Annotated in this window: 14 protein-coding genes and 1 pseudogene; 8 read left to right on the top strand and 7 right to left on the bottom strand. The window is 47.6% G+C overall.

Going from position 1 to position 11,908, the window contains the following annotated elements; genetic code table 11:
- Positions 1-2: 2 nt before the first annotated feature.
- From ACJHXB_RS04930 to panC, 6 genes and pseudogenes are all read left to right on the top strand, one after another.
- Positions 3-569, top strand: coding sequence for a fimbrial protein (locus ACJHXB_RS04930; protein ID WP_000589979.1), 567 nt, complete (start codon positions 3-5; stop codon positions 567-569).
- An 11-nt stretch (positions 570-580) separates the two neighbouring features.
- The gene (gene yadL / locus ACJHXB_RS04925; RefSeq protein WP_001605062.1) at positions 581-1,189 is read left to right on the top strand and encodes a fimbrial-like protein YadL; all 609 of its coding nucleotides are present in this window, start codon (positions 581-583) and stop codon (positions 1,187-1,189) included.
- Between the two features lie 26 nt (positions 1,190-1,215).
- Positions 1,216-1,812, top strand: coding sequence for a fimbrial-like protein (locus ACJHXB_RS04920; RefSeq protein ID WP_000952989.1), 597 nt, complete (start codon positions 1,216-1,218; stop codon positions 1,810-1,812).
- A gap of 43 nt (positions 1,813-1,855) precedes the next feature.
- Positions 1,856-3,097 (top strand): annotated as a pseudogene (locus ACJHXB_RS04915) (fimbrial-like adhesin); the annotation flags it as partial.
- A 112-nt stretch (positions 3,098-3,209) separates the two neighbouring features.
- On the top strand, positions 3,210-4,004 hold the full coding sequence (gene panB, locus ACJHXB_RS04910) for a 3-methyl-2-oxobutanoate hydroxymethyltransferase (protein WP_000805447.1): 795 nt from the start codon (positions 3,210-3,212) through the stop codon (positions 4,002-4,004).
- An 11-nt stretch (positions 4,005-4,015) separates the two neighbouring features.
- Complete coding sequence (panC, locus tag ACJHXB_RS04905; protein ID WP_000905369.1) at positions 4,016-4,867, top strand: pantoate--beta-alanine ligase; 852 nt, start codon at positions 4,016-4,018, stop codon at positions 4,865-4,867.
- Between the two features lie 81 nt (positions 4,868-4,948).
- Here panC and ACJHXB_RS04900 read toward each other — a convergent pair whose 3' ends face one another.
- Positions 4,949-5,182, bottom strand: coding sequence for a hypothetical protein (locus ACJHXB_RS04900; RefSeq protein ID WP_000404118.1), 234 nt, complete (start codon positions 5,180-5,182; stop codon positions 4,949-4,951).
- A 68-nt stretch (positions 5,183-5,250) separates the two neighbouring features.
- Positions 5,251-6,195, bottom strand: coding sequence for an Rpn family recombination-promoting nuclease/putative transposase (locus ACJHXB_RS04895; RefSeq protein WP_000339915.1), 945 nt, complete (start codon positions 6,193-6,195; stop codon positions 5,251-5,253).
- A 273-nt stretch (positions 6,196-6,468) separates the two neighbouring features.
- Between ACJHXB_RS04895 and panD the strand changes: the two genes are divergently transcribed.
- On the top strand, positions 6,469-6,849 hold the full coding sequence (panD, locus tag ACJHXB_RS04890; RefSeq protein ID WP_000621515.1) for an aspartate 1-decarboxylase: 381 nt from the start codon (positions 6,469-6,471) through the stop codon (positions 6,847-6,849).
- Positions 6,850-6,852: 3 nt separating this feature from the next.
- On the opposite strand, the gene ACJHXB_RS04885 is transcribed toward panD, so the two are convergent.
- The 4 genes from ACJHXB_RS04885 to ACJHXB_RS04870 all read right to left on the bottom strand — a co-directional run bounded on the left by ACJHXB_RS04885 (position 6,853) and on the right by ACJHXB_RS04870 (position 10,384).
- Positions 6,853-8,082, bottom strand: coding sequence for a polysaccharide deacetylase family protein (locus ACJHXB_RS04885; RefSeq protein ID WP_000277894.1), 1,230 nt, complete (start codon positions 8,080-8,082; stop codon positions 6,853-6,855).
- Between the two features lie 63 nt (positions 8,083-8,145).
- Complete coding sequence (locus tag ACJHXB_RS04880; protein WP_000901984.1) at positions 8,146-8,586, bottom strand: PTS sugar transporter subunit IIA; 441 nt, start codon at positions 8,584-8,586, stop codon at positions 8,146-8,148.
- 104 nt (positions 8,587-8,690) lie between these two features.
- A complete protein-coding gene (locus ACJHXB_RS04875; RefSeq protein WP_000972203.1) occupies positions 8,691-9,461 on the bottom strand; it encodes an ABC transporter permease in 771 nt (256 codons plus the stop codon).
- Positions 9,458-10,384 carry an ABC transporter ATP-binding protein gene (locus ACJHXB_RS04870; protein ID WP_000150639.1) on the bottom strand — a complete coding sequence of 309 codons (927 nt, stop codon included), beginning with the start codon at positions 10,382-10,384 and terminating at the stop codon, positions 9,458-9,460. The genes ACJHXB_RS04875 and ACJHXB_RS04870 overlap by 4 nt, the downstream gene beginning before the upstream one ends.
- 108 nt (positions 10,385-10,492) lie before the next feature.
- On the opposite strand from ACJHXB_RS04870, the gene can reads away from it, so the two are divergent.
- Complete coding sequence (gene can / locus ACJHXB_RS04865) at positions 10,493-11,155, top strand: carbonate dehydratase (RefSeq protein WP_000651599.1); 663 nt, start codon at positions 10,493-10,495, stop codon at positions 11,153-11,155.
- A 40-nt stretch (positions 11,156-11,195) separates the two neighbouring features.
- On the opposite strand, the gene hpt is transcribed toward can, so the two are convergent.
- On the bottom strand, positions 11,196-11,732 hold the full coding sequence (hpt, locus tag ACJHXB_RS04860) for a hypoxanthine phosphoribosyltransferase (RefSeq protein WP_000683335.1): 537 nt from the start codon (positions 11,730-11,732) through the stop codon (positions 11,196-11,198).
- Between the last annotated feature and the right edge of the window lie 176 nt (positions 11,733-11,908).

The raw sequence follows: 11,908 nt of genomic DNA, 5'->3' as shown, positions 1-11,908 counted from the left end.
ACATGATAAAAATAGCACCCTATAAATTCGCGATACTGACAGGGATACTGTTATCTCCAGGTGTATTTGCTACCGATATAAATGTCGATTTTACGGCCACAGTTAAAGCGACAACATGTAATATTAAGATAACCGGTAATAATGTCACCGAAGACGGAAATGACAGTTATACGTTAACATTACCCAATATGGGTCTGGATCAAATAGTAAATAAAACCACCAGGGCCCAGGCTGACTTTACGATGGTAGCCAGTGGTTGCAGTGCAGGTATCAGCCATATTGATACTACATTGTCAGGTAATGGGTCCCGAACCTTTGATAGACTTGTTATACCGCTGTCTTCAGACACCACATCAACCACCAGTTATATCGGTATGGGGTTCAAAAAACGTAATGCTGGTGATGAAACATTTTTAAAACCAAACAGCGCAGAAAAAATACGCTGGAGTGCAACAGAAATTAGTACCACAGGTCTGGAAATGACCGTGGCACTACGTGAAACGAGCGCAGGTGAGGGGATACCCGGAGACTTTCGTGCTCAGGCAATTTTCAATTTCACCTATGAATAACAAGGATGACAATGATGAAATTTAAACCTTCACGTTTTGGATTATCGACTGCAACTATTCTGGCGGCATCAGTGCTCACTTTTTCGTCATTTGCTGCGACTGATAGCGTTAAATTAAATGTAAAAACCACGGTAGAAATGGGAACCTGTACAGCCAGTCTGGTTGATGATAATGATCAAACCATTTCTGTCGTTGCTTTTGGCGATGTTTATATTTCTGAAATCAATGCAAAAACAAAAATTAAAACCTTTAAATTACAGTTTAAAGACTGCGCGGGTATACCTGGCAAAAAAGCTAAGATTAAACTGACAAAGCGTGCCACCTGTGAAGGAGCAAGTAACGACGGTCTCGGTTTTGCGAACGGCTCCACGGCTAGCGATAAAGCAAGTGCTGTTGCAGTTGAAGTGTGGAGTACAAGCACTCCAGCAGTTGGTAGTGCGGCACAATTCAGTTGTGTTACCCCAGCCGATCAGGAAGTGTCTATTGCCACAGCCACGGGGAATACAGTTGTAGATTATCCGATGAGTGCGCGCCTGGTCGTAGATAAGAGTAAAACCGTAAGCGATGTTACAGCGGGCACATTTTCAGCACCAGCAACTTTCTCTGTGACATACAACTAACGGCACGTCGAATTCAGGAACTGATTATGCTTTCCTCTAAACGTAAAATTAAGAAAAAAACAGGTCTGTTCCTGGCATTCATATTCACTACTTCCTTTTCGGCCTTCGCTGGGCAGGATATTAATTTAACTGCGAATGTAAAAAACAGCACTTGCCAGAGCGGTATCAGTAATCAGGGAAATATAGATCTGGGTGTGGTTGGCGTGGGCTATTTTGCTGGTAATATTTCTCCCGAGAGTTATCAGACTGGTGGTAAAGAGTTCACCATATCGGTGAAAGACTGTGCATTTCAGGGAACAGGAAATGTCTTAAATCAACTACACATAGACTTTAGGGCACAAAGTGGTGCAATGGCTAATGGTTCCCGACAAATATTTGCCAATGAAATTTCGTCAGGGGCGAGTAATGTAGGAGTGGTTATATTTTCTATCCAGGATTCGGCGAATATATTCAATGTTCTTAATGCTTCAGGCGGTTCTCGCTCCGTTTATCCAGTAATGTCGGATGACATGAATGGTTCGTCCTGGAAATTTAGCACCCGAATGCAAAAAATTGATCCTGCATTGAGTGTTACATCTGGTCAACTTATGAGCCATGTGTTAGTTGATATTTACTACGAATAACGAACAAAAATAACACCAACTCTAACAAAAACTCAATACTGGAGTAAAAATGAAGACACTCTTCAGATACTTTCTTTTTTTAGCACTGTATTCTTGTTGTTATACAGTTAGTGCATATACAAGTTTTATTGTGGGAAATAATGCAGGAGTTGATAATTATAAAGGACCTTCCACTGCTGCACGGGTAACCTTTAATTACACATCAACAGCAAGCAACCTGGTTTTTTATAAACCCACGCAACTCGGCCCGACAGGGGTAAAAATGTACTGGTCATACCTGGACACGGGTCCGAGTGGTATTCTTTACTGTAATACATCTGGCAGAGCAAATCCTGGGCCAATAACCATTGAAAATGCCATGGTTTATTCAGGTAAAGATTATGGTGGACATAAACTCTTTAAGACATCTGTTCCTGGTCTGTATTACACCATGTTAATATCAAGGGTCTGGTCTGCATACAATACAACAACTGATATTCAATCACCAGGAATCTATATCGGAGACACTTCAACCCAACAATTTCACTTCTCCATAACAGACAACGATCTACAAACCAAGGGTTGCAACAAAGCAAACAGCTACGATAAGTTTTGGGCTATTGGTGGTGTTGTACACGACATAACTGTTGAATTTTATACAGATGCTAGTTTCGATCCTACACTTAATCAGCAAGTCCAGTTATCCAGTTCATCCGATTACCTTTATGCGTTTAAGGCCTACAGTCCAGGTACCAGAGTCGTAGATCATAGCCATCACCTTTATGTCAATTTCACACTGAATAATGTCAAATTAACCTTACCAACATGTTTTACCTCCATACTTACCGGATCATCAGTCAATGGTTCAACGGTTAGAATGGGAGAGTATAGTTCCGGGACAATTAAAAATGGTGCTTCACCTGTTCCCTTTGATATTTCGCTTCAGAACTGTATTCGTGTGCGTAATATTGAAACAAAACTCGTCACTGGAAAAGTAGGTACTGAAAATACACAACTGCTTGGCAATACGCTTACCGGAAGCACCGCAGCCAAAGGCGTTGGCGTACTCATTGAAGGATTAGCAACCAGTAAAAATCCGCTAATGACATTAAAACCTAACGATGCAACCTCTATTTATAAAGATTATGAAACCGAAGATGACACCTCCGATGGTGTTTACCCTAATCAAGGCAGCGGCACATCACAGCCTCTTCACTTCCAGGCAACGTTAAAACAAGACGGAAATATCGCTATCGAATCCGGTGAATTCAAAGCCACCAGTACCTTCCAGGTAACCTATCCTTGATGACATTACCGCACCGCCATCATCTGGCGGTGCTGCAATTGATAAATCATTGCCCCCACCAATGTGACTGATAAAATGCCAGACAGCACGACATTACTTATCAGGATACGTTATGAAACCAACCACTATTGCTTCATTGCAGAAATGCAAGCAGGACAAAAAACGTTTCGCGACCATCACCGCTTACGACTATAGCTTCGCAAAACTGTTTGCCGATGAAGGGCTTAACGTGATGCTGGTCGGCGATTCACTGGGCATGACGGTTCAGGGGCATGACTCCACGCTACCGGTTACCGTTGCTGATATCGCCTACCACACTGCTGCTGTACGTCGCGGTGCGCCAAACTGCCTGCTGCTGGCTGATCTGCCGTTTATGGCGTATGCCACACCAGAACAAGCCTTTGAAAACGCCGCAACGGTTATGCGTGCTGGGGCCAACATGGTCAAAATTGAAGGCGGTGAGTGGCTGGTAGAAACCGTACAAATGCTGACCGAACGTGCCGTTCCTGTTTGTGGTCACTTAGGTTTAACCCCACAGTCAGTGAATATTTTCGGTGGCTACAAAGTCCAGGGGCGCGGCGATGAAGCGGCCGATCGACTGCTCAGCGATGCATTAGCCATAGAAGCTGCTGGGGCACAACTGCTGGTACTGGAGTGCGTGCCGGTTGAACTGGCAAAACGCATTACCGAAGCACTGGCGATCCCGGTTATCGGTATTGGCGCAGGCAACGTTACCGATGGACAGATCCTCGTGATGCACGATGCGTTCGGCATTACTGGCGGTCATATCCCTAAATTTGCCAAAAATTTCCTCGCCGAAACGGGCGACATCCGCGCGGCTGTGCGGCAGTATATGGCTGAAGTGGAGTCCGGCGTTTATCCGGGCGAAGAACACAGTTTCCATTAAGGAGTGACGTTGTGTTAATTATCGAAACCCTGCCGCTGCTGCGTCAGCAAATCCGCCGCCTGCGTATGGAAGGTAAGCGCGTGGCGCTGGTGCCCACCATGGGTAACCTGCACGACGGCCATATGAAGCTGGTCGACGAAGCCAAAGCCCGCGCCGATGTGGTCGTCGTCAGTATTTTCGTTAACCCGATGCAGTTTGACCGCCCGGAAGATCTGGCACGTTATCCACGGACCTTGCAGGAAGACTGCGAGAAGCTAAACAAACGTAAAGTGGATTTAGTTTTCGCCCCTTCGGTAAAAGAGATCTACCCGAACGGTACAGAAACCCACACCTATGTTGATGTTCCCGGCCTTTCTACCATGCTGGAAGGTGCCAGCCGTCCGGGACATTTTCGCGGCGTGTCGACTATTGTCAGCAAGCTGTTCAATCTGGTCCAGCCGGACATCGCCTGCTTCGGTGAAAAAGATTTTCAGCAACTGGCGCTGATCCGCAAAATGGTTGCTGATATGGGCTTTGATATTGAGATTGTCGGTGTGCCAATTATGCGCGCCAAAGACGGTCTGGCGCTGAGTTCCCGTAACGGTTATCTGACGGCGGAACAACGCAAAATTGCGCCTGGTCTGTACAAGGTTTTAAGTTCGATTGCCGACAAATTGCAGGCTGGCGAACGGGATCTCGATGAAATTATTGCTATTGCAGGCCAAGAACTGAATGAAAAAGGCTTCCGCGCCGATGATATTCAGATTCGTGATGCCGACACATTGCTGGAAGTCTCTGAAAACAGCAAACGTGCAGTGATTCTGGTAGCCGCCTGGCTTGGCGATGCCCGCCTGATCGACAACAAAATAGTCGAGCTGGTGTAATACTTAACTGGCGCTACGGCTGATGGCGCCAGTTATTCATTGCCACGTCATCTGTAAGCAATTATTCATATCGTAGACAACTTAGTTAGAGTTAATTAGCTTATCAATCTCTGTAAGAGGTAAAGTTGTCACCTCTGCAACGTCTTCCCGAGACATCCCTTTACTTAGAAAACGCTGGGCGAATTCCTGTCTTACTTCCTGTCTTACTTCCTGTCTTACTTCTTGATACGCTTCTTGATACGCCTTCTGGAATCCCTTCTCTTCAAACCACTGCGCTAACGTCTGCCTGGTTTCTCTCCGTGTCTTTATTTCCATATGTTCCCTTAATTATCTGGTCAGTTAACAATAACAATTATCTGGCTATAACTGATAATACAGACAACTTAGTTAATCAGTTTATCAATCTCAGCAAGAGGTAAATTTGCCATCTCTGCAACGTCTTCCCGAGACATTCCTTTACTCAGAAGACGCAGGGCGAATTCTTGCCTTTCCTCCTGTCTTCCCTGCTGAATCCCCTTCTCAATTCCTTTCTCCATTCCTTTCTCCATTCCCTTCTCAATTCCCTTCTCAATTCCCTTCTCTTCAAACCACTGCGCCAGCGTCATCATAGACTCCCCTCCCGTTTCCCTGTCTCTCAGCACACCATAAAACAAATCCGCTTGTTCAGTATGACCGCGTTGCAGCATATAGTTTTGCATGGCAACTAACTGACTTCCGCTAGTGTACCCTTCGTCAATCAGCGTGACCAGTTGCTCCAGCAATAACATTAAGTCGCGCTGGCGAATATGTTTTTGCAGTAGTTCGAGAATCGCAATCCGCCGATGTTGCATGATTTCGTCATCCGGTGTGATGGTGATATCCACCAGCGGGAAAGGGTTGTTGTAAACGCGTCGCGCCAGCTCCGGCGAGTAAAACATATCAAACCAGCACATTGAGAGCGGATAAGGTGTGGCCTCGCCCTGATAAAACAGAATCGGCACCACCAGCGGCAGCTTATCGTGATCCGCCTCCAGATGCCGGTGCATGGCGGCAATGGCATAGCGCATCATGCGAAAGGTCATTTTCTTATCCGGCTTGCTTTGATGTTCAATCACCACATGCAAATAACCGGGATTACCCTGCATTTGCACGGAATAGAGTACGTCCGTGCTGTGCCCTTTCAGGCTTTCTTCAATAAAACTCCCCGACTCAAGATGCAGCGTGTCGAGGTCACACAGTTCGCGTAGTTCCGCTGGCAAATGGATATCCAGAAAGTCACGAGCCGTTTCCGCATGCATTAAAAATTGTTTAAATACCGCATCATGCGGTGTGGTACTCGGTGCATCCATCTTCCCTGCCTTCCGTGTTGTCTTGCGTGAAGGCAGTATCCAGTCAAGGCGCGCCGTCGTCAGCCGCCTCTTTAGTGTTTACCGAGCAGCGTTCAGAGAAATATCAATTCGTTACAGGCGATACATGGCACGCTTCGGCGCGGTACGCAAACTGCTGATGCAAATGCCGTCAGATGAGTAGACACTAAACAAAAATCGGGCAATACTGCGTGAGAATTTCCTCAAAGCAGGCATCGCCTGCTTCGTTAACGACAGGGTAGAAAGGTAGAAGTTATGATTCGCACGATGCTGCAGGGCAAACTCCACCGCGTGAAAGTGACTCATGCGGACCTGCACTATGAAGGTTCTTGCGCCATTGACCAGGATTTTCTTGACGCAGCCGGTATTCTCGAAAACGAAGCCATTGATATCTGGAATGTGACCAACGGCAAGCGTTTCTCCACCTATGCCATCGCGGCAGAACGCGGTTCGAGAATTATTTCCGTTAACGGTGCGGCGGCCCACTGCGCCAGCGTCGGCGATATTGTCATCATCGCCAGCTTCGTTACCATGCCAGATGAAGAAGCTCGCACCTGGCGGCCCAACGTCGCCTATTTTGAAGGCGACAACGAAATGAAACGTACCGCGAAAGCGATTCCGGTACAGGTTGCCTGATAATCACCCCTGCGGCTGGTTACTCACCAGCCGCGACATCGTCTCCAGCGAATCCGTTCTTAAGATATAAAGTCGTTTTAGTAACAACGGATTATCCCCCGGTTTTACTTTGCCTTTCATGGTTGTCACCGCCAGGTGAAATCCGGCTTCTTTTGCTGCCTTCACGGCTTTGTCATTAAATCCGCCAAACGGATACGAAAGATACCAGACATGCGGATTAAATTGCGCCAGAGCGCGGCGTGAACGTGCAAAATCAAACAGAATATTGTGCTCACTACGGCTCAGTAATATGGGTCGGCGATAACCATCCACCCGATGCAAAAAATGGGTATGTGACTGGAAATCAAATACATCGCGAATTTCGTTAAGTTCAGAAACGCTCATAAATTGCAGCGATTTTGGGTCCCACTTCTGCGGGTGACGTTTGATGCGCGAGGTAACAATAAACGCCGTCGCCTTCATACCATATTGTTTCAACACAGGATACGCATAGCGGCTCACCGACTTTAGGCCATCATCAAAGGTAATCACCACCGCTCGCGCAGGGAGATTGATCTTATTCTTCACGTAACCTTCCAGTTGCGCCATGCTCAGTGTCGCGTATCCCCTGTCGCGCAGCCAGGCCATCTGGTTATTGAAAGCGCGTACCGAGGTGGTCGTCGAAGTATGGCGAAAACGGGTGTTTTCTTCGTCGCGCAGAATATGGTGATAGGTTAGCACCGGCAGGCCATTATCGGGTTGGGCATCCAGCGCACTGATATAGGCCAGTCGATCGCCAATACGGACCTGATACCAGGTTTGATTTAACCTGTCTTTCAGTTTATGCAAAATTGGGTAGCGCAAATTGTCCGCCAGTACCCCAAACGGCGCACTGCCCGCACTCGGCGCGTTGTAGACCGGCGTATCTTTCCAGGTTATTAAGTTCTGATTACTCAGCGGCTTGTTGAGGTCACCCAAACCATCTTCAACTTTTTGTCGCCCCTGAACCGGCTCGAGATGCCCTTTATCGATAAACCCTTTACCAAAGCCAAAATTAAATGCGTAATAACTTGCGGCAGTGGGCTCCACGGCAATGATTTGTCCGGCCCGAATATTCCCCACGGTCACCATCTTGTCGCCAATTTGCGCCCAGACCGCAGCATTTTCGATGGTTTGCATATAACGGGCAGGTAACGCGGCACTGACACTTGCGGTAAACAGCATCAGCAGGAGAATAACAGCTTGTTTGTACATGAAAAAATAACCGAGGGTGAAACAACGCTTTTATTGTAGCAAAAGCGTCATCAGAATCGCGGGTTAATACTCATACAAATTATGTTTGAGGACGAAAGGCGGATTTTTTTGTTGCTGGTGCCAAAGACTACTCACCTCCGGCGCACCCAGTTCGACAATACGCTCGCGAAACTCTGCGCTGGATAACGTTTCACGGTAGACCAGCATCTGCTCAATTAACGGTAACGTGACGCCAGAAATCACTTCGCAACGGGAGTGTTTGTGGCTTAATAATGAAGCCACGCGGTACGGCGGCGCTCCGGCTATATCGGTTAAGAAGATGACACCTTCACCAGAGTCCGCTTCATGCAGAGCATCGCACATCATGCGGCTGAGCATATTAGAGCTTAATCCGCGCCAGAAATTCACGGCCCGGCACTGAAGAAGTGCCCCATGTTTTTTCTCCAGCGCATCCAGTATCTCTTGCGCACGGTCATCGTGACAGGTAATTACCCAACCTAACATCGCCTTCCTCCTTAGCCGAAAATCAGTCTACCCTGACCATTGTTGATAAAGGGTGATAGCCGTCAAAACTCCTCTCCCCCAAATCCAGAGGAGAGGAAATAGCCTTAGCTACGCAAACCACGTCCACGTTGGATCAGCGACCAACAGATCAAATAAAACGCCACAATAAAGACCACCAGTACACCGAAGGTAGTGACCAGCGGAACATCATTGATACCGAGGAAGCCGTAGCGGAAACCACTGATCATATAAACGATTGGGTTCAGATGCGACAGCCCTTGCCAGAACGGCGGCAACAAAGTCAGTGAGTAAAAGACCCCGCCCAAATACGTAAGTGGCGTTAACACAAAGGTTGGCACCAGGCTGATGTCATCGAACGTTTTGGCAAACACGCCGTTCAGCAAACCCGCAAGGGAGAACAACACCGCCGTGAGCACCAGCGTTAAAGCGACAAATACCCACGAATGCACCTGAAACGGCACAAAAAACAGTGAAATTGCCGTCACCAGAATGCCAACAAACAGACCACGCGCCACGCCACCGCCGACATATCCGGCAATAATGACGTGAGTCGGAACCGGCGCTACCAGCAGCTCTTCAATATTACGCTGAAACTTGGCACCAAAAAATGATGACGCGACGTTAGCGTAGGCGTTGGTGATCACCGACATCATGATCAGCCCCGGTACGATGAACTGCATGTAGCTGAAGCCATGCATATCGCCAATACGCGAACCAATCAGGTTACCGAAGATAATAAAGTAAAGGGTCATGGTGATGACTGGCGGCACCAGCGTCTGCACCCAGATACGCATAAAGCGATGGATCTCTTTCGCCCAGATGCTTTTTAGCGCCACCCAGTAAAGATGCATCATGCGCGCTCTCCTTGTTTTTCATTAACCAGTGAAACAAACAGCTCTTCCAGACGGTTAGCTTTGTTACGCATACTTAATACCTGAATGCCCTGCTCACTTAACTGCGTAAATACGCTGTTGATCCCCTGCTCACGCAGCACTTCAACTTCCAGCGTCGCGGTATCGACCAGTCGATACTGATAGCCATCGAGCTTCGGTAACGGGCTTTTCGGTGCGAGATCGAGAATAAATGTTTCTGATTTCAGCTTCGCCAGCAGCGCCTTCATCGAGGTATTTTCCACCAGCTCACCGTGTTGAATAATGCCGATATTGCGGCACAGCATTTCTGCTTCTTCCAGGTAGTGTGTGGTGAGAATGATGGTGGTGCCTTTGTCGTTTAAATCCTTCAAAAAGCCCCACATTGAGCGGCGAAGTTCAATATCCACGCCTGCCGTTGGCTCGTCGAGAATCAGTAGTTTAGGTTCATGCATTAACGCACGGGCAATCATTAAACGGCGTTTCATCCCGCCCGATAACATACGCGCACGTTCGTTGCGTTTCCCCCAGAGATCGAGCTGCTTAAGATACTTTTCGCTGCGGATATACGCTTCTTTGCGCTCCACACCGTAGTACCCTGCCTGATTCACCACAATTTGCTGCACGGTTTCAAACGGGTTGAAGTTAAATTCCTGCGGAACCAGTCCCAACTGACGTTTAGCGTTCACGACATCCTTCTCGAGATCGTAACCAAATACGCTGACCCGCCCGGAGGTTTTATTTACCAGAGAGCTGATAATACCGATAGTGGTCGATTTCCCGGCCCCGTTCGGCCCGAGAAGCGCATAAAAATCACCCGCTTCGACCTGCAAATCTATTCCACGAAGCGCCTGAACGCCGCCTGGATAGGTTTTTTTAAGCTGTTGAAGTTCCAGTGCAATGGTCATAAATTTTTACTTACCTTACGTTCTTACACTTTATCTGTGGTTTAAATCGTCCCGGAGTTGCCCTATATTAGCCAAACGTAATTATTTGGTTACAGGTCGTTAACCTCCATGAAAGACATAGATACACTCATCAGCAACAATGCACTATGGTCAAAAATGCTGGTGGAAGAGGATCCCGGGTTTTTTGAGAAACTGGCACAAGCGCAAAAACCGCGCTTTCTATGGATTGGATGTTCCGACAGTCGCGTTCCTGCAGAACGTTTAACCGGTCTTGAGCCGGGCGAACTCTTTGTTCACCGTAATGTTGCTAACCTGGTCATTCACACCGACCTGAACTGCCTTTCCGTGGTTCAGTATGCAGTGGATGTACTCGAAGTTGAACACATTATTATCTGTGGTCACTACGGTTGCGGCGGCGTACAAGCCGCAGTTGAAAACCCGGAACTGGGGCTTATCAACAACTGGCTGCTGCATATCCGCGATATCTGGTTCAAACATAGCTCATTGCTCGGCGAAATGCCGCAAGAGCGCCGTCTGGATACATTGTGTGAACTGAACGTCATGGAACAGGTGTATAACCTGGGCCACTCCACCATTATGCAATCAGCGTGGAAACGCGGGCAGAAAGTCACCATTCACGGCTGGGCCTACGGCATTCACGACGGCTTGCTGCGTGATCTGGATGTCACAGCGACCAACCGCGAAACTCTTGAGCAACGTTACCGTCACGGGATTTCCAATCTCAAGCTGAAACACGCCAACCACAAATAAAAATGCCATGCCGGATGCAACACATCCGGCAACTTCACACTTACTCGTCCAGCAGAATCACTTTGCCGATATACGGCAGATGACGGTAACGCTGTGCGTAATCAATGCCGTAACCCACCACAAACTCATCCGGGATCGAGAAACCGATGAATTCTACCGGGACGTTCACTTCACGACGGGACGGTTTATCCAGCAGCGTACAAATCGCCAACGACTTCGGTTCGCGCAGGCTTAAGATCTCACGCACTTTCGACAGTGTATTACCCGAGTCGATGATATCTTCAACAATCAGCACGTCCTTGCCACGGATATCTTCATCCAGATCTTTGAGGATTTTCACATCACGGGTGGTGGACATGCCGCTACCGTAGCTGGAGGCGGTCATAAAATCGACTTCATGAGATACCTGAACTTCACGACACAGGTCCGCCATAAACATAAATGAGCCACGCAGCAGACCCACCAGCACCATATCGCTGCCGCTGTCTTTGTAACGCTCAGTAATCTGACGACCCAGTTCGGCGATACGCGCTTTAATCTCCGCTTCGGGGATCATTACTTCTACAGTATGTTTCATATCTCTAACCATATGATTTAAAAACAAATCACTTCGCACGGGCAGGTTTTGGCACCGCAACAAAGCGCAAGACACGCAGTATACCAGTAAAACTATTCATTCGCGGAATCTGTTAATAAAGCTCGAATTGTGATGACGATCACACATGTTAAAACCTATAATTAATTGCTACTAAA

Origin of the sequence: Escherichia sp. WS3227_2, assembly GCF_046486495.1 — a bacterium.
Lineage (GTDB): Bacteria > Pseudomonadota > Gammaproteobacteria > Enterobacterales > Enterobacteriaceae > Escherichia > Escherichia coli.
The sequence above is the reverse complement of the archived record's forward strand: the minus strand, read 5'-3'. Positions and strand labels throughout refer to the sequence as shown.

Coding starts and splice junctions, on each gene's coding strand:
- ACJHXB_RS04930 (WP_000589979.1), top strand. CDS start 3: ATGATAAAAATAGCACCCTATAAATTCGCGATACTGACAGGGATACTG.
- yadL (WP_001605062.1), top strand. CDS start 581: ATGATGAAATTTAAACCTTCACGTTTTGGATTATCGACTGCAACTATT.
- ACJHXB_RS04920 (WP_000952989.1), top strand. CDS start 1,216: ATGCTTTCCTCTAAACGTAAAATTAAGAAAAAAACAGGTCTGTTCCTG.
- panB (WP_000805447.1), top strand. CDS start 3,210: ATGAAACCAACCACTATTGCTTCATTGCAGAAATGCAAGCAGGACAAA.
- ACJHXB_RS04900 (WP_000404118.1), bottom strand. CDS start 5,182: ATGGAAATAAAGACACGGAGAGAAACCAGGCAGACGTTAGCGCAGTGG.
- ACJHXB_RS04895 (WP_000339915.1), bottom strand. CDS start 6,195: ATGGATGCACCGAGTACCACACCGCATGATGCGGTATTTAAACAATTT.
- panD (WP_000621515.1), top strand. CDS start 6,469: ATGATTCGCACGATGCTGCAGGGCAAACTCCACCGCGTGAAAGTGACT.
- ACJHXB_RS04885 (WP_000277894.1), bottom strand. CDS start 8,082: ATGTACAAACAAGCTGTTATTCTCCTGCTGATGCTGTTTACCGCAAGT.
- ACJHXB_RS04880 (WP_000901984.1), bottom strand. CDS start 8,586: ATGTTAGGTTGGGTAATTACCTGTCACGATGACCGTGCGCAAGAGATA.
- ACJHXB_RS04875 (WP_000972203.1), bottom strand. CDS start 9,461: ATGATGCATCTTTACTGGGTGGCGCTAAAAAGCATCTGGGCGAAAGAG.
- ACJHXB_RS04870 (WP_000150639.1), bottom strand. CDS start 10,384: ATGACCATTGCACTGGAACTTCAACAGCTTAAAAAAACCTATCCAGGC.
- can (WP_000651599.1), top strand. CDS start 10,493: ATGAAAGACATAGATACACTCATCAGCAACAATGCACTATGGTCAAAA.
- hpt (WP_000683335.1), bottom strand. CDS start 11,732: ATGAAACATACTGTAGAAGTAATGATCCCCGAAGCGGAGATTAAAGCG.